This window comes from Mesorhizobium sp. M1066, assembly GCF_040318635.1.
Classification (GTDB): Bacteria; Pseudomonadota; Alphaproteobacteria; order Rhizobiales; family Rhizobiaceae; genus Mesorhizobium.
The window spans coordinates 173,928-189,691 of the sequence record NZ_JAMYMR010000006.1 but is presented as its reverse complement, the minus strand read 5'-3'; the positions used below and the strand labels follow the sequence as shown (position 1 = coordinate 189,691).

Here is a 15,764-nt window from a genome sequence, read left to right as displayed (position 1 = left end):
CTACCGTCCTTCGCGGTACCACATCGAACCCATTGCCAAAAGCAGCAGGCCGAGGCCGAGGAAGCCGCCGAACAGCGGCACGCGCGAGACGGCCTTGAGCACGCTGTCGTCCGTGGTGCGCAGTCCGATCCAGTCGTTGCCGGACGCGGCACCAGCCGAGCGCACCGGCACGATGGAGGGCAGCGTCACGTCGTTGCCAAGGGCTGTGGACGACGCCAGCCGGCGCACGCTGCCGCCGGTTGCTTCCGCCGGCGCCTTCAGCCGGTTTTCGGTGGAAATAACGTCGGCGAATTCCGGTGCGTTGACCGGCCCGACATGGGCGAGCGCGGTGAGGTCGCCATTGGCGACCTGATAGAGGCCGATCTCGCTGGTCTCGACGCTGCCGAGGAAGACGCCGGGCTCGGATTTCTCGAGCTTGACGGTCAAGGTCTTGCCGGACGGGGTGATGATCTGCGCGGGGCCGGGATCGTCGGCCATCGTCTGGCGGCGGATTTCCAGCACCATGCCGCGGCCGTCGGCGGTCAGCCGCTCTTCCTCGAGCTCAGGCTCCTTCATCAGCCAGTGGGCGATGCGCCGGTAGAGCTGGACATGCGGGCCGCCGCCCTCGAAGCCGCGCGCCCACAGCCAGCCCTGATCGGACAGCAGCATGCCGACGCGGCCTTCGCCCTTGCGGTCGAGCAACAGCAGCGGCCGGTTGTCGGCGCCCTTCATCACCACTGCGCCTTCGGGATTCTGCACGCCGATGGTGCGGAACCAGCGGCTCCAGTGCGGCGGCTCGGTGGCAGAGCCATCCAGCCCACGCGTCACCGGGTGGCGCTGGCCGAGTTCGGTGAGGCGCGGATAGAAGGCCTTGTCGACCACCTCGCCGGTCGGCATCGCCGGCAGGGCGGACATCAGCGGCGTGCGCGCGATCGAGCTTTCGCCGGCATATTCGGGGCCGGCCGCGATCAGCAGCGCGCCGCCCTTTTCGACATATTCGGAGATGTAGTCGTAATAGAGGATCGGCAGCACGTCGCGGTGCTGGTAGCGGTCGAAAATGATGAGGTCGAAATCCTTGATCTTCTCGACGAACAGTTCGCGGGTCGGGAAGGCGATCAGCGACAATTCGTTGATCGGCGTGCCGTCCTGCTTTTCCGGCGGCCGCAGGATGGTGAAATGGACGAGATCGACCGAAGCGTCGGATTTCAGCAGGTTGCGCCAGGTGCGTTCGCCGGCATGCGGCTCGCCGGAGACGAGCAGCACGCGCAAGTTCTCGCGAATGCCGTCTATGAGCGCGATGGCGCGGTTGTTGGTGTCGGTCAGTTCGCCCGGTTCGCGGTCGATGGCGAGTTCGACGATGTTGCGCCCGGCACCCGGAATGGTCACCTGCAGCGGCATCGCCTGGCCAACGGTGGCGTGCTCGACCGCGACCTGTTCGCCATTGACCGAGACGCGCACATCGACCGGGCCGGTCTCGTTTTCGGTCGAGATGACGCGGTAGGTCATGTCGAGCGGCTTGCCGACAAGGCCGAAGCGCGGCGCGTTCTCGAAACGTATGCGGCGATCCTTTTCGTGGTCGTTGCCGGTGATCAAAGCATGCAGTGGGGCGTTGAAATCGGGCGCACCGGGGGGCGCGTCATGGACCTCGCCATCGGTGATCATGATGGCGCCGCCGATGCGTGACGGCGGCACGTCGCGGAAGGCGCCTTCAAGCGCGCCGAACAGCCGTGTCTCGGTGCGCTCTTCGGCGGCCTCGGATTTCCCGGCCTCGACGACGCGCACGTCGAACTGCTTGAATCGGCCAAGCCGCTGCTGCAGCCCGGCCAGCGCTTCGTCGGTCTGTTTGGTGCGGTCGCCGATATCCTGGCTCTGGCTGCGGTCGACAATGAGAGCAACGACGCTTTTCAGCGGCTCACGCTCCTCGTTGAGGAACACCGGGTTGAACAAAGCGGCGGCGAGCGCCAGAAGGGCGATGAAGCGGAAAACCGAACCGCGCTGGCGAAACCACAGGCCGACCAGCGCAAGCAGCGCCAGCGGCACCAGCGCCAAGGCCAGCAGTGGCCAGGAGATCAGCGGTTCGAAGGAGATCGACCAGTTCATTCCTTACCCTCCCATTTGGGAGGGTCGATCCGCGGAGGTGCAATAAAAGACATCATCTTACTGCCCCAGCCGTTCGAGCAGTATGGGCACGTGCACCTGGTCGGATTTGTAATTGCCGGTCAGCATGTACATCATGATGTTGACGCCGGCGCGCAGCGCGTAGATGCGCTGCATCGGGTCTGCCGGCACGGTCGGAAGCAGCGCATCGCCGTTCTCGTCGACCGCCCAGGCGCCAGCGAAATCATTGGCGGTGATCATGATCGGCGAGACGCCGTCGCCGGTGCGCACCGGCCGGTTCTCGGCATTGCTGGCGTCGAGCGACGCCTCGACCCACAGTGGGCTGCCGGCGAAGCGGCCGGGGAATTCGGGCAGGATGAAGAAGGATTTGGTCAGCACGTGGTCGGAGGGCACCGGCTCCAGCGGCGGCACGTTGAGGTTGCCCAGGATGTCGCGCAGCCGCTCCGTCGCCGGACTGGTCGAATCGGCGCCGATACCGTTGGCGAACTGGTCGCGGGTGTCGAACAGCACCGTGCCGCCCTGCTGCATATAGGCGTCGATGCGGGCGATGGCGGCCTGGCTCGGCATCGGGGCGGCCGGATCGATCGGCCAATAGATCAAGGGATAGAACGACAGCTCGTCCTTCGAAATGTCGACGCCGGCCGGCGCGCCCGGTTCTAGTGCCGTCTTTTCGACCAGGAAGCGGGTCAGGCCCTCGAGCCCGGCGCGGCTGATCGAATCGTCGCCCGGCACGCCGGTCAGCACATAGGCGATGCGGGTCTTCGAAATCGCCTCTATTGCCACCTCGTCACCCGGCTTGGCGTCGTCGGCGCGGGCAAGGTCGGCATGACCGAACAGGCTACCCAGCGCAATAAGGACCGCGGCGGTGGTTGCCACGGCACCGGCGCGACGCGGCCGGCGTGAAAACAGGCCGCCCATCCAGAACACCGCCAGCGTATCAAGCAGCATCAGCACCAGGGCGGCCGCGACCAGCGCGCCTTTCAAATTGCGCGATTCGTCAAAGGCATACTGGATCGAGGTGATGGGAACAGTGATTTGCGGGCGCGCCAGCGGAGCCAGCGTGCTGTCGGCTTCAAGCAAATTATGGGCAAATACACCTGTCTCGGAACCATAGAGACCGGGCGGGTTTTCAAAAGTCACCGGCAGCGCGCCGGCGCCCGGTACAAGCGGCCGCGCGTCCGGCGTCGGCGGCACCAGCGAGCCGTCGGCTGCAATCATGCGATAGGGCGCCAGCGACGCCGCGGCGGCTTCGGCATTGGCGATGGCCGCGCCCTGGTTGCGCGACAGCTGCACGATGCGGCGCAGCATCTCGACGAAGCTGCCAGAGATCGGCAGGTTCGACCAGGTTGCCTCAGGGGTGACGTGGAACAGCACCAGCGTGCCCTTGCCTTTCTTCAGTCCGGTGACCAGCGGCGTGCCGTCGGCAAGGGCCGCCCAGGTGCGCTCGACGATATCGGGTGTCGGCTCGGCCAGCACCTGCCTGCTGACGGTGACCTCGGTCGGGGGCGCCAGATCGGCGAACGGGCCGGCCTTGGGGAATTCGGTGACAGGCTGCGGCGACGTCCATGACAACGCGCCGCCGAGCGAACGCTCGCCGGTGCGAAGGCGGACCGGCAGCAGATCGTCGTCATCGCCCGCAGTAGCCAGCCGCGAACCGGCGAAACGTACCAGCGTGCCGCCATTGTCGACCCAATCGACGAGCCTCTGCCGGACCTGTCCGGGAATGGTGCCGATATCGGCCATGACGATCATCGCGGGCTTCTGGTCGAGGATCTGCGGGATGGCGTCGGCGAGGTCGGCGCTGGAGGGTTCGACCAGATCGGCGAAGGGCTGCAGCGCCCGCCTGATGTAGTAGAGCGGCGACAACAGCGGCTGCGCCTGGTCGGCCTCCGCCTGCGACAGCAGCCCGACGCGGCGGCGCTTGGAGCTTTCGTCGAGCACGCGGACCGCACCGGCCTGGCGCTCGCCGTCGAGCGCGATCGAAGCGAAGTCGTTGCGCAGCTCGAACGGCACCGCCATGGTGCCGATGGCGGTGGTTTCGCCAGGCGAAAAGGTCAGCGTCGCATCGGCGATGCGGCGGCCCTTGTCATCGAAGGCGCCGGCGGTGACCTGAGCCGGGGCAGGGTCGCCCGGCGCGCGGATGGCGGTCAGTGCAAAGCCGTCGACCTGGTTGTCGGCGGCGGTCAGGCCGGTCAGCGACAGCCTGTCGGAACTTGCCCAGACGACACGCGCAGCATTTTTCGACAAAAGTGTGTTGAAGGCGGCTTCATCGCCTTTTGCCGCCAGGCCGTCGGCAAGCACGGCGACACTGGCCCCGGGCAGGGTCTCCAGCACGCCGGCGACGCGGGCATAGACGGCGGGCCGGTCGGTCGGGATCGGCCGCGGCTTGGCGGCGCGCAGCCGGTCAAGGGCGGTGGCGGCATCGAACGGGCCGATCTCGGCATTAGCCTTTTCGGCGGTGAAGGCGATGACGACCGGCACGCCGTTGGAGCCGGCGTCGTTGATCAGCCGCTCGGCGGTGGCGACGCGTTTGCCCCAGTCGGCGGCACTTGCCCAGTCATTGTCGATGACCAGGGCAAGCGCTGCACCCTCGGCCGGCAGCTTTTCGCGCGGATTGAAGACCGGGTCGGCCAATGCGGCGACGATGAGGGCCGCCATCAAGAGCCTGAGCAGCGTCAGCCACCACGGACTCTGCTGCGGCGTCTCCTCGCGCTTCAGCACGCGGGCCAGGATCTTCAGCGGCGGGAAGATTTCGGTCTGCGGCTTGGGCGGCGTCAGCCTGAGCAGCCACCAGATCACCGGCAGTGCCAGGAGGCCCCACAGCACCATGGGGGCGCCAAAGGAAAGCGGCAGCCAACTCATGCGACAGCCTTTCCTGGCCGATCGCCACCGGCGATCGTGCCGGCACGACCGTCAGCGGTCGGCCTGACCGAGGGGCCATCAGTGGTCATCGCCATGTGCAGCCGCACCAGCGCGTCGGAGGCAAGCCGATCGGTGTGGTTGACGGTAAAGCTCCAGCCAAGCCGCTTGCACCAGGCCGCCAGTTCGTGGCGGCGGGCGGTGTAGAGCAGGCGATACTCATCTCCGAGCATTTCGGCGCGGCCGGCGGTCAGCTTGTCGCCGGTCTCGGGATCGGTGAACTCGGTTCGGCCGGCATAGGGGAAGGTCTCCTCGGCCGGGTCCGCGACCTCGATCAGGTGGGCACGTACGCCGTGGCGGGCCAGCACGTCGAGCCAGGCCATCGTCTCTTCGACAGGATCGAGGAAATCGCTGACGATGACGATGTCGCAGAAGCGCCTGATGTCGGACAAATCGGGTTTTGCCGGCAAATCGCCGGCATGCATCAACTGGGCGGCGATGCGTTCAGCGCCGTTGCGGGCGGTGAACGGGTCGGTGAGGCCCGGCCAGGCGATGCGCTCGCCGCTGCGCGACAACAGCTCGGCCATGGCCAGCGCCAGCACCAGCGCGCGCGATTGCTTGGAAACGCTGGCGCCGGTCGATTTATAGAGCATCGACGGCGAGGGGTCGGCCCACAGCCAGACGGTATGGGCGGCTTCCCATTCGCGGTCGCGTACATAGGTGTGGTCGTCGCGGGCCGAGCGGCGCCAGTCGATGCGCGAGGAATCACCCTCGACATAGGGCCGGAACTGCCAGAAATTCTCACCGATGCCGCGCTTACGGCGGCCATGCCAGCCGGCGATCACGGTGTTGACGATGCGGCGCGCCTCGACCAGCAGGTCTGGCACAAGCGAGGCCCGCAACCGGCCACGGGCGAGCGCGTCGCGCGTCGCTGCCGGAGCCTGGACCTCGCCGATGCGCGGCATCAAATCCCTTTCACGAGTTTCGCCACCACGTCACGCACGCTGGTGCCTTCGGCGCGGGCGGCGAAGGTCAGCGCCATGCGATGCTGCAGCACCGGCTCGGCCAGCGCACGCACGTCGTCGACCGAGGGCGCCAGCCGTCCGTCGTAAAGCGCGCGCGCCCTTGTGCACAGCATCAGCGCCTGGCTGGCGCGCGGGCCGGGCCCCCACGCGACGTTCTTATCGGTTTCGGCGTTGCCTTGGCCGGGACGCGCCGAGCGCACCAGCGTCAGGATCGCCTCGACGACGCTTTCAGGCACCGGCATGCGGCGGATCAGCGTCTGGATCTCCTTCAGCCGCACCGGCTGCAGGACGTTCTGCGCTTTCGCGTCCTCGATGCCCGTGGTTTCCAGAAGGATGCGGCGCTCTGCCTCGATTTCGGGATAGAGGATATCCACCTGCATCAGGAAGCGGTCAAGCTGGGCCTCGGGCAACGGATAGGTGCCTTCCTGCTCCAGCGGGTTCTGCGTTGCCAGCACGTGGAAGGGGGCCGGCAGGTCATGGCGGGCGCCGGCAATGGTGACGTGGTATTCCTGCATGGCCTGCAGCAGCGCCGACTGGGTGCGCGGCGAGGCGCGGTTGATCTCGTCGGCCATCAGCAACTGGGCGAAGATCGGCCCGGAAATGAAGCGGAAGGAGCGTTTGCCGGTCTCGTCCTGCTCCATCACTTCGGAGCCGAGGATATCGGACGGCATCAGGTCCGGCGTGAACTGGATGCGACGCGAATCGAGGCCGAGCACGATGCCAAGTGTTTCGACCAGCTTGGTCTTGGCGAGGCCCGGCACGCCGACCAGAAGCGCATGTCCACCGGCCAGCAGCGCCACCAACGTACGCTCGACGACGCTTTCCTGTCCGAAGATGACCCGGCCGACCCCGTCGCGGATACGGGAGATGTCGGCAAGCGCCTTTTCGGCCTCGGCGATCATGTCCTTTTCGCTGATCGGGCTTTCCTTGACCATCACGCTCATGCCGCATCGATCCTTGTGGTTGGAATACCATGGCTGGAACAACGGCTGCACCATACCATAAGTTGCCGCGATTCGGCCTCGCGTGGCGCCTATGTCGAAACTTAAATCACAGACTTAGGCTGACAAGCGGAACAACAGTGACTATTTCGTGACCATGACGGGACCCTTGGGACATCGTGAAGAAAGCCTGACTGGTGCCACCGAGGCGCGTGGTCTCGAGGCGCTCATCTCGCGCGCCGCCCGTGCCGGCAAGGGCGCGGCACCCGTCGAACGCTGGAATCCCGACTTCTGCGGCGATCTGGACATGGAGATCAAGTCCGACGGCACCTGGTTCTATCTGGGCACGCCGATCGGGCGCATGCCGCTGGTGCAGCTGTTTTCCTCGGTGCTGCGCAAGGACGCCGATGGCAGGACCTATCTGGTGACACCCGTGGAAAAGGTCGGCATCCGCGTCGCCGATGCGCCGTTCATCGCCGTCGAGATGGACGTTTCGGGTAGCGGCGAAGCGCAGACTATCACCTTCCGCACCAATGTCGGCGATGTCGTCGAGGCCGGGCCGGAGCGCCCGCTGCGCTTTGTCGACGAGAACGAGACCGGCGGGCTGAAGCCCTATGTGCTGGTGCGCGGCCGTCTGGAGGCGCTGGTGGCGCGGCCGGTGATGTATGAACTGGTCGGGCATGGCGAGGAGATCGAGATCGGCGGCAAGACGATGTTCGCGGTGCGCTCCAAGGGAGCCGTGTTCCCGATCATGCCGGCGGACCAGTTGAAGCGGCTGAGTGTGTGATGGACCAGGTGACGCCGGCGCCGTTTTCATCCGCGGATTTTCGCGCGCGCTTTGCCGTGCAGCCCGATGCGCATGCCGGCGACGATTATGGCGATCATCGCTTTAACCCCGGCCATCCGCGCCTCAATCAGGGCATGGCGCTGCGCAATGCCGCGGTGCTGATCCCAGTGGTCGATCATGAGGGCGATGCGACGGTTCTCCTGACCAAACGGGCCGAAAAGCTGCGCAGCCATTCGGGGCAGGTGGCCTTTCCGGGCGGCACCATAGACCCGACCGATGCCAGTCCGGAGGCGGCGGCGCTGCGCGAGACCTTCGAGGAGATCGGGCTTGGCCGAGACCGCATCGAGATCATCGGCCGCATGCCCGACTATGTGGCCGGCAGCGGCTACCGCATCGCGCCGGTGCTGGGCATCGTGCTGCCCGGTTTCCAACTGACGCTCAACGCCGACGAGGTCGATGCCGCTTTCGAAGTGCCGCTGCGCTTCCTGTTGGACCCGACCAACCACAAGCGCGACAGCCGTATGTGGAACGATCTCGAATGGTTCTTCTACGACATGCCTTACGGCGAACGGCGCATCTGGGGCGTCACCGCCGGCATCATCCGTACCCTCTATGAAAGGCTTTATGCGTGAGTGTCTCGATCGCGGACAGGGCCGACTGGCTCGGCGACAAGCATCTGCAGCGCCTGCTGTTCGCACTGGCCGAAGACGGTGAAGAGGCGCGAGTCGCAGGCGGCGCGGTGCGCAACACGCTGATGGGCCAGCCGGTCGCCGACATCGACATCGCCACCACCTGCCTGCCGGAGGAAACCCTCCGCCGCGCCGAAGCGGAAGGGTTCAAGGCGGTGCCAACCGGCATCGAGCATGGGACAATCACCGTGGTTGCCGGCGGAAAACCTTATGAAATCACCACCTTGCGCGCTGATATCGAGACCGACGGGCGGCGCGCGAAAGTGTCGTTCGGGCGCGACTGGAAGCTCGATGCCGAGCGGCGCGACTTCACCATCAACGCGCTCTATGCCGGGGCCGATGGCAAGGTGGTCGACCTGGTCGGCGGCATTTCCGACATCGAGGCGCGCCGGCTGCGATTCATCGGCGACCCGGAAGCGCGCATTCGCGAAGACTACCTGCGCATCCTGCGCTTCTTCCGCTTCTTCGCCTGGTACGGCGACGGGCGGCCGGACGCCGAAGGGCTGAAAGCCTGTGCCCGGCTTAAGGAAGGGCTGGCCCAGCTTTCGTCCGAGCGAATCTGGTCGGAACTGAAGAAACTTTTGTCGGCGCCCGATCCGTCACGGGCGCTGCTCTGGATGCGGCAGGCAGGTGTCTTGACCGCAGCGCTGCCGGAAAGCGAGAAATGGGGCATCGATGCCATCCATGGGTTGGCCAAGGCCGGGAAGGATCTGGGCTGGGCACCCGACCCGCTGCTCAGACTGGAAGCGATCGTGCCGCCGGATGCCGCGCGCATGAAGACGCTTGCCGATCGGCTCAAATTTTCGGCCGCTGAAGCGGATCGCCTGCGCCACTGGGCGCTTGCCACCGCCGTCGAGCCGAAGACGACCGAGGGCGAACTGGCGAAAAGGCTCTATCGCGGTGACCGGCAGGGGTTTGTCGACCGTCTGCGGCTGTCGCTTGCGGCAGCAAGGGTGCGCGCCTTCGAGGACAATGAGGCGCTGCTCGAAGCCGGTGGCTTTTCGCGCCTGCTTGCCTTCGCCACCAAATGGGAAAAGCCGTTGTTTCCGCTGAAAGGTGCCGATCTGACGGCGCTCGGCGCAACTCCGGGGCCGAAACTGGGCGAAATCCTCAGGAATCTTGAAGCGGAATGGGTCGAAGCCGGGTTTACCCCTGATCGCGACGCGCTCCTCAAGCGCGCCGCCGAAGCCTTGAAGGCCGGGTAGATCAGGCCGCGTCGCGGGTCTTTTCGATGCGCGAGCGGATCGCCTCGATCATCGTCTCGCGGATGACCGTCTCGCCATGCGTCTCGCGCATGTGCTCGACGGCACGGCGCATGACCTCGGCCTCCTCGTCGGCACGCGTGTGCCAGTCACAGCCGGGCACGAGCGACCCGCAGTGAAATTCCTTCATGAGATTTCTCCTTTTCCTCCGTGGAGCCCGAGGCTCCGGCACTTTTTTGGCTGACGGTCCAAATCCGAGATCGGATCCTGGGGCCGCGAGCGGGAGAAGCATAACACAGATGGGGTGGCATTGGTTGCAGTCAACGGCGAAAAGGCGGAGCAGGCGCTGCTCCGCCCTCTTACGCTATCCCCAAACAGGACTGGATATCGTCTCATCCTGCTTTGGCGGGCAAGCCATCATTTTGCAACCTTGACGGCCTCGGCGACCTTGTTCTTGCCCTTCATATCCCATGAGACGCGGACCTTTTCACCGACCGTCAGGCCAGGATCCTTGAAGGTCTTGGGAAGCGTAAAAGACGATCCATCATCAAGGACCAGGCTCATGGCCGTCGTGTCAAAGGTCTTGATCGTCCCGGTGGTGTGTTTGACGGCGGCGAATGCCACTGAACCGGAAGCGAGAAGGGCAGCGGCGGCAGCCGAAACAATGATCTTGCGCATTGCGAAGTACTCCTGGAAGGCGGGTATCTTTTTGACGAAGATGCCTCGCATCGTCTTGGGCCGTCCGGTCGCGTCGGGTCGCGGCTCGCTTGTCTTGACGCAATTCCGGTCGGAAAGCCGTTTCGCACTTTCCTGGAATTGCGCGCAGGCGAGCCGCCGGCGCTTCCCGACCCGGGGCCACAAATAGACCAGTCTTTTCAACAGCCTATTAGACGAAAAAGAAATTTGTTGCCGCACCGTGTGCCACATTCCATGCCCATTTCGAGCGAATGGGACATCAATGCGGCTCACGCCGGGCTCACCATTTTGTTACGGCCAGCGGACCTCGGGCGGCAGGCTGGAGAGAATGGACGCGACATTGCCGCCGGTCTTCAGTCCGAAGATGGTGCCGCGATCGTGAAGCAGATTGAATTCGACATAGCGGCCGCGGCGGATGAGCTGTTCGTCACGGTCGCCATCGGTCCAGTTCTCGTTGAAGTTGGCGCGCACGAGGTGACCGTAGACGACGAGAAAGGAGCGGCCGACATCCTGGACGAAGTTGAAATCGGCATTCCAGCCGCCTTTATCCTCACCCGAATGGAGCCAGTCGAAGAAGATGCCGCCGGTGCCGCGCGGCTCGTTGCGGTGCGACAGATAGAAGTACTCGTCGCACCAGGCCTTGAATTTCGGGTAATCGGCGACCGCGGCATTCTTCTCGCAAGCGAATTGCATGGCGCGGTGGAAGGCGACGGTATCAGGGTCGTCCTGGGTGCGGCGGCGATCGAGCACCGGTGTCAGATCGGCGCCGCCGCCGAACCATTGGCGCGATGTTACCACCATGCGCGTGTTCATGTGCACGGCCGGAACGTTGGGATTCCACGGGTGCGCGATCAGCGAAATGCCGGATGCCCAGAAGCGCGGGTCTTCCTCGGCGCCGGGCATCTGCTTCCTGAATTCCGGCGAGAACTTGCCATGGACGGTCGAAGTGTGGACGCCGACCTTTTCGAAGACGCGGCCGTGCATCATCGACATGGTACCGCCGCCGCCACGGCCCTCGTCTCGTTCCCACGGCGTCTTTTCGAAACGGCCCGGCGACCACGAGGCCAGCGGCCCGCCAAGGTCTTGCTCGATCTGCTCGAAAGTGGCGCAGATGCGTTCGCGCAGCGCCTCGAACCACAGCCGTGCCTTCATCTTCTTTTGTTCGATGTCGGCGGGCAGGCCTGCCGGTATTTCTGGTCGTTCCAAGTGCCGTCTCCGGTTGGGGAGGCGAGTCCCACAAATGACTCGTCTTTTGCCGGCGCGATCCCTAATCTCTTAAGGGCAAGGGTCAAGTCACTTTGGTTTTGCGCATGATCCTTTCCGAAGCTCGATTCGATTTCGGGGTCATGCGCCAGGTGCAAGGAGTTGTTTCGTGCGCACCCCGGCAAGACCGCCGCTGGATGGCCTGAAGAAAAGGCTCGACCAAAGCCGTGCCGAACACGCGCGCATGCCGCGCGATGGTTTCCTGCGCGAGACCTTCGTGCTGCCGCGCTCCGATGCGCGGCTCAAGGCCAAGGAATGGTTCGAGCGCTTTCCCAAGCAGGCCTATTGGACCGAGATCGAAAGCTGGTTCGAGCGGCCGGGCGACTTGATCGAGTTCACCATCAGGCGGTTGCCGGTAGCTGATTGAAGCGCGGCTTGCTCAGCCGGCCACCAGCCGCCTGGCGCCTGTGCCTTCCCTCGCCAGCCGGTCGCCCTTGTTGCGCAGCGGGCATTTGTCGATCGACATGCAGCCGCAGCCGATGCAGTCGGTCAGCCCGTCGCGCAGTTTCTTCAGCTGGGCGATCTTGTGATCGAGCCCGTCACGCCAGGCGGTCGACAGCAGGTTCCAGTCATCGCGCGTCGGCGTGCGGCCCTCGGGCAGCGATGCCAGGGCCGTGCCGATCTCGGCCAGCGAGATGCCGACCTCTTGCGCCACCTTGATAATCGCCACGCGCCGCAGCACGTCACGGCCGTAGCGGCGCTGGTTGCCCGACGTGCGGTGGCTGCGGATCAGGCCGCGGGCCTCATAGAAATGCAGCGCCGATACCGCGACACCGCTGCGCATGGCCACCTGGCCGACCGTCAATTCCGTTACCGGTGCCATCTCTGTTTTTCGTCCCGATTTTTCCGCTTGACCTCAAGTTAAGTTGAGCTTGTAGCGAAGAAACCCAGGATCTGCAAACGAAGGAGAAGGCGATGTGCGCCTGGGTCAAGATGACGGGAGACGGGCTTGCCGGCGAACCCCTATCCCAGTTGCCGGATGGCTTCGCCCGCCACCATGGCGACGGAAAGCGCGACATTGATGCTGCGCGCCGCGCCCTGCATGGGGATGGTCAGCCGCGCATCCGCCGCCTGATGAACAGGATCCGGAACGCCTGCGGATTCGCGGCCGAACAGGAGGATGTCGCCATCGGCGAAGGTGAAGCTGGTGTAAGCGGTCGTGGCTTTGGTCGACAGCAGCACCAGCCGGTGCGCGCCGGCTTTGCGCCAGTCCTCGAAGGCGTGCCAGTCGACATGCCGGATCAGGGCAGCCATTTCGAGGTAGTCCATGCCGGCTCGCTTGAGTGCTTTGTCGGAGAGCGGAAAGCCGGCCGGTTCAATGATATCTACGCCGAGCCCGAGGCAAGCGGCGAAGCGCAGGATTGTCCCGGTGTTGCCGGCGATATCCGGCTGGTAGAGCGCGATGCGGAGACGACAGTTCACTTCCGCATCCTTCTAATAAGTGGCGGATCGGCCACAGCGGGCTCGCGGTTTTGGAAATTTCTGGACCCGCGGGTGGCCATTTTCTGCGAAGTCGGGTATGTCAGTTCCATTGTCAACCCGAACCGATGGAGGGGTAATTCATGATGACCATGCACATCCAGCGCCCCTCTCGTGGGCTTACCTGCCTGCCGGCGGTTTCGGTACGACGATTCTCCTGACTCTCTAAGACTTGATCGCACCGATTCCCGCCGAAACGATTTTTCGGCTCTCGAAGGAATCCTGCGATGTTTTTCAAAAAGTCAAAAGGGCTAAACGCCCCAACTGAAGCTGTCCGGACCGATGCTTATCGTGCCCGGACCGATGCTTATCGTGTCCAGACCGACGCAATGCGTGCCTCCGGCCGAATGCCGGCGGACGATGTTGCTTCGCCTTTTTATCTCTATTTTCACACGGAGGACGGACCGATGTTCGATCCCTACAGAATACCCGGCTCAAGGAGCCTGCATATCCACCGACTGCCGACTTGGGCGCTGCTGATCGGCGACACCTATTCGTCGGCGGTTCACGCCGAGGTTCGCCGCCGGCCGCATCGCGGCATGCTGCCGGATGTCGATTTTTCGCGCGCGGTTCCCGATCCGAGCCGGCCGTCGCTGGTGCGCCGGATCATCCGGCTGGTCAGGCCGGGCGCGAAAAACCGGGCTGGCGGCACCGTGTCGTCAGGATCGTCTGGCGCAGCTGTCGGCGAAAAGCCCGCGAGCCCCTATATTGCGCGAAGCAGGGCCGACGGTCCGGGTGATTCTGGACCGTCGGCCCTTGATGCCATGGGTACCGGGGATTTCGTACGCTCACGTGCCGCGTAAGCGGCAAACACATTTCACAGGCATAACCTATGTTGTTGTTTAGCTGGTTTGAAAAAAGGCTCGATCCGTTCCCCGCGGCGGAACCGGTCGAGCCGCCCAAGACGCTGGTTGCCTTCTGCCTGCATTATACGCGCGGCGCCTGGCCCTATATCCTTTTCGACGCGGTGCTGGTGACGGCCATCGCGATCGCCGAAGTATGGATGTTCGGCTTCCTCGGCCGCATCGTTGACTGGCTGTCGGGGCAGAATCGCGAAACCTTCCTGCAGACGGAAGCCTGGAAGCTCGCCGGCATGGCCTTCATCGTGCTGTTTGCGCTGCCGGGCACGGTATGGCTGCATTCGTTTCTCAACCAGCAGACGCTGATGGGCAATTATCCCATGCGCATCCGCTGGCAGGTGCACCGCTATCTGCTCAAGCAGTCGATGAGTTTCTACCAGGACGAGTTCGCCGGCCGCATCGCGACAAAGCTGATGCAGACCGCTCTCGCCGTGCGCGAATGCGTCATCAAGGTGATCGACGTCCTGAACTACGTTATCGTCTATTTCCTCGGCATGCTGCTCATCGTCGGCTCGGCCGACTGGCGGCTGGCCGCGCCGCTCGGCGTCTGGCTGGTCGGCTATATCCTTTTGCTGCGGTTTTTCATTCCCCGGCTGGGCAAGGTTGGCGAGGAACAGGCCAATGCGCGCTCGATCATGACGGGCCGGGTCGTCGACAGCTACTCCAACATCCAGACGGTCAAGCTGTTCAGCCATGCACGCCGCGAAGCGTCATTCGCCAAAGACGGCATGTCCGGCTTTCTCGAAACGGTCTACCGGTCGATGCGGCTGGTGACAGTGCTTTTTGGCTCGCTTTACATCCTGAATGCATTGCTCTTGTTCTCTGTCACCGCGATGGCGTTGTGGCTGTGGCTGGGGCAAGCAGTGACGATCGGCGCGGTCGCCGTGGTCATCGGCCTTGTGCTCAGGATGTGGGGGATGTCGCAATGGATCATGTGGGAAATGTCGGGCCTGTTCGAGAACATCGGCACGGTGCAGGACGGCATCGCCTCGATCTCGCTGCCGCGCCTTGTCGAGGACAGGCCGGACGCGAAGGAGATCAGCGTTTCCAGGGGTGAGATCCGCTTCGAGGACATCCGCTTCCACTACGGCAAGCAGAAGGGTGTGATCGAAGGCCTGTCGCTGGCGGTGAATCCGGGCGAAAAAGTCGGCATCGTCGGCCGTTCCGGCGCCGGCAAGTCGACGCTGGTCAACCTGTTGCTGCGCTTCTACGACCTCGAAGCCGGCCGGATTCTGATCGATGGCCAGGAGATCGCCGGTGTGAAGCAGGATTCGCTGCGTGCGCAGATCGGCATGGTCACGCAGGACACCTCGCTGCTGCATCGTTCGGTGCGCGAGAACATCCTCTATGGCCGGCCCGATGCCACCGACGAGATGCTTGTCGAGGCGGCGCGCCGCGCCGAAGCGCTGGATTTCATCGGCGGGCTTTCGGATGCCAGCGGCCGCAAGGGCTTCGATGCCCATGTCGGTGACCGCGGCGTCAAATTGTCCGGTGGCCAGCGGCAACGCGTCGCCATTGCTCGCGTTATGTTGAAGGACGCACCTATACTTATCCTTGACGAAGCGACCTCGGCGCTTGATTCCGAAGCCGAGGCGGCGATCCAGGAGAACCTCTACAAGCTCATGCAAGGCAAAACCGTCATCGCTATAGCGCACCGGCTGTCGACCATCGCGGCGATGGACAGGCTGGTGGTGATGGACAAGGGTCGTGTCATCGAGGAAGGTTCGCACGAGGAACTCGTCGCCAAGGGCGGGCTCTACGCGCAGCTCTGGCAGCGCCAGTCGGGCGGGTTCCTGCTTGAGGACGGTCCCGCCGACGCCGCCAACGACGCACTTGCAAAGGGGCAAGCCGCAGAATGATGGCCGC

General features: G+C 64.4%; 15 protein-coding genes. 6 read left to right on the top strand and 9 right to left on the bottom strand.

Annotation, left to right across the window (positions count from 1 at the left end):
- The 4 genes from NKH52_RS11980 to NKH52_RS11965 are packed head-to-tail and all read right to left on the bottom strand — an operon-like array spanning nucleotide 1 to nucleotide 6,925.
- On the bottom strand, nucleotides 1-2,079 hold the full coding sequence (locus NKH52_RS11980; RefSeq protein WP_352730056.1) for a hypothetical protein: 2,079 nt from the start codon (nucleotides 2,077-2,079) through the stop codon (nucleotides 1-3).
- A gap of 57 nt (nucleotides 2,080-2,136) precedes the next feature.
- Nucleotides 2,137-4,959 (bottom strand): DUF4159 domain-containing protein, encoded by a 2,823-nt coding sequence (locus tag NKH52_RS11975; protein ID WP_352730054.1) that lies wholly within the window; start codon nucleotides 4,957-4,959, stop codon nucleotides 2,137-2,139.
- Nucleotides 4,956-5,921 carry a DUF58 domain-containing protein gene (locus NKH52_RS11970; RefSeq protein ID WP_352730052.1) on the bottom strand — a complete coding sequence of 322 codons (966 nt, stop codon included), beginning with the start codon at nucleotides 5,919-5,921 and terminating at the stop codon, nucleotides 4,956-4,958. Before NKH52_RS11970 ends, NKH52_RS11975 begins: the two co-directional genes overlap by 4 nt.
- The gene (locus tag NKH52_RS11965) at nucleotides 5,921-6,925 is read right to left on the bottom strand and encodes an AAA family ATPase (RefSeq protein ID WP_013529968.1); all 1,005 of its coding nucleotides are present in this window, start codon (nucleotides 6,923-6,925) and stop codon (nucleotides 5,921-5,923) included. The genes NKH52_RS11970 and NKH52_RS11965 overlap by 1 nt, the downstream gene beginning before the upstream one ends.
- A gap of 154 nt (nucleotides 6,926-7,079) precedes the next feature.
- On the opposite strand from NKH52_RS11965, the gene NKH52_RS11960 reads away from it, so the two are divergent.
- From NKH52_RS11960 to NKH52_RS11950, 3 genes are read left to right on the top strand one after another with little or no spacing between them, the layout of a single operon-like run.
- A complete protein-coding gene (locus NKH52_RS11960; RefSeq protein WP_127290168.1) occupies nucleotides 7,080-7,709 on the top strand; it encodes a DUF1285 domain-containing protein in 630 nt (209 codons plus the stop codon).
- Entirely contained in the window at nucleotides 7,709-8,341 is a 633-nt protein-coding gene (locus NKH52_RS11955; RefSeq protein WP_352730050.1) for a CoA pyrophosphatase, read from the top strand. The genes NKH52_RS11960 and NKH52_RS11955 overlap by 1 nt, the downstream gene beginning before the upstream one ends.
- A complete protein-coding gene (locus NKH52_RS11950) occupies nucleotides 8,338-9,603 on the top strand; it encodes a CCA tRNA nucleotidyltransferase (RefSeq protein ID WP_352730049.1) in 1,266 nt (421 codons plus the stop codon). Before NKH52_RS11955 ends, NKH52_RS11950 begins: the two co-directional genes overlap by 4 nt.
- 1 nt (nucleotide 9,604) lies before the next feature.
- Here the strand turns inward: NKH52_RS11950 and NKH52_RS11945 are convergent, their stop codons facing one another.
- From NKH52_RS11945 to hemF, 3 genes are all read right to left on the bottom strand, one after another.
- A complete protein-coding gene (locus tag NKH52_RS11945) occupies nucleotides 9,605-9,790 on the bottom strand; it encodes a DUF1059 domain-containing protein (protein ID WP_013529972.1) in 186 nt (61 codons plus the stop codon).
- Between the two features lie 227 nt (nucleotides 9,791-10,017).
- Nucleotides 10,018-10,569 (bottom strand): DUF1344 domain-containing protein, encoded by a 552-nt coding sequence (locus NKH52_RS11940; protein WP_352730047.1) that lies wholly within the window; start codon nucleotides 10,567-10,569, stop codon nucleotides 10,018-10,020.
- Between the two features lie 18 nt (nucleotides 10,570-10,587).
- Nucleotides 10,588-11,502 (bottom strand): oxygen-dependent coproporphyrinogen oxidase, encoded by a 915-nt coding sequence (hemF, locus tag NKH52_RS11935; RefSeq protein WP_352730045.1) that lies wholly within the window; start codon nucleotides 11,500-11,502, stop codon nucleotides 10,588-10,590.
- Between the two features lie 166 nt (nucleotides 11,503-11,668).
- Between hemF and NKH52_RS11930 the strand changes: the two genes are divergently transcribed.
- The gene (locus NKH52_RS11930; protein ID WP_127414312.1) at nucleotides 11,669-11,926 is read left to right on the top strand and encodes a hypothetical protein; all 258 of its coding nucleotides are present in this window, start codon (nucleotides 11,669-11,671) and stop codon (nucleotides 11,924-11,926) included.
- Between the two features lie 12 nt (nucleotides 11,927-11,938).
- Here the strand turns inward: NKH52_RS11930 and soxR are convergent, their stop codons facing one another.
- Together soxR and NKH52_RS11920 are read right to left on the bottom strand one after the other, a co-directional pair.
- Nucleotides 11,939-12,382, bottom strand: coding sequence for a redox-sensitive transcriptional activator SoxR (soxR, locus tag NKH52_RS11925; protein WP_352627586.1), 444 nt, complete (start codon nucleotides 12,380-12,382; stop codon nucleotides 11,939-11,941).
- Nucleotides 12,383-12,522: 140 nt separating this feature from the next.
- Entirely contained in the window at nucleotides 12,523-12,981 is a 459-nt protein-coding gene (locus NKH52_RS11920; RefSeq protein ID WP_127290158.1) for a tRNA (cytidine(34)-2'-O)-methyltransferase, read from the bottom strand.
- A 464-nt stretch (nucleotides 12,982-13,445) separates the two neighbouring features.
- Here NKH52_RS11920 and NKH52_RS11915 point away from each other — a divergent pair, with 464 nt between their 5' ends.
- Both NKH52_RS11915 and NKH52_RS11910 read left to right on the top strand, forming a co-directional pair.
- Nucleotides 13,446-13,841, top strand: coding sequence for a hypothetical protein (locus tag NKH52_RS11915; protein WP_352730042.1), 396 nt, complete (start codon nucleotides 13,446-13,448; stop codon nucleotides 13,839-13,841).
- A 29-nt stretch (nucleotides 13,842-13,870) separates the two neighbouring features.
- Nucleotides 13,871-15,757 carry an ABC transporter ATP-binding protein gene (locus tag NKH52_RS11910; protein ID WP_352730040.1) on the top strand — a complete coding sequence of 629 codons (1,887 nt, stop codon included), beginning with the start codon at nucleotides 13,871-13,873 and terminating at the stop codon, nucleotides 15,755-15,757.
- The last annotated feature ends 7 nt before the right edge of the window (nucleotides 15,758-15,764 follow it).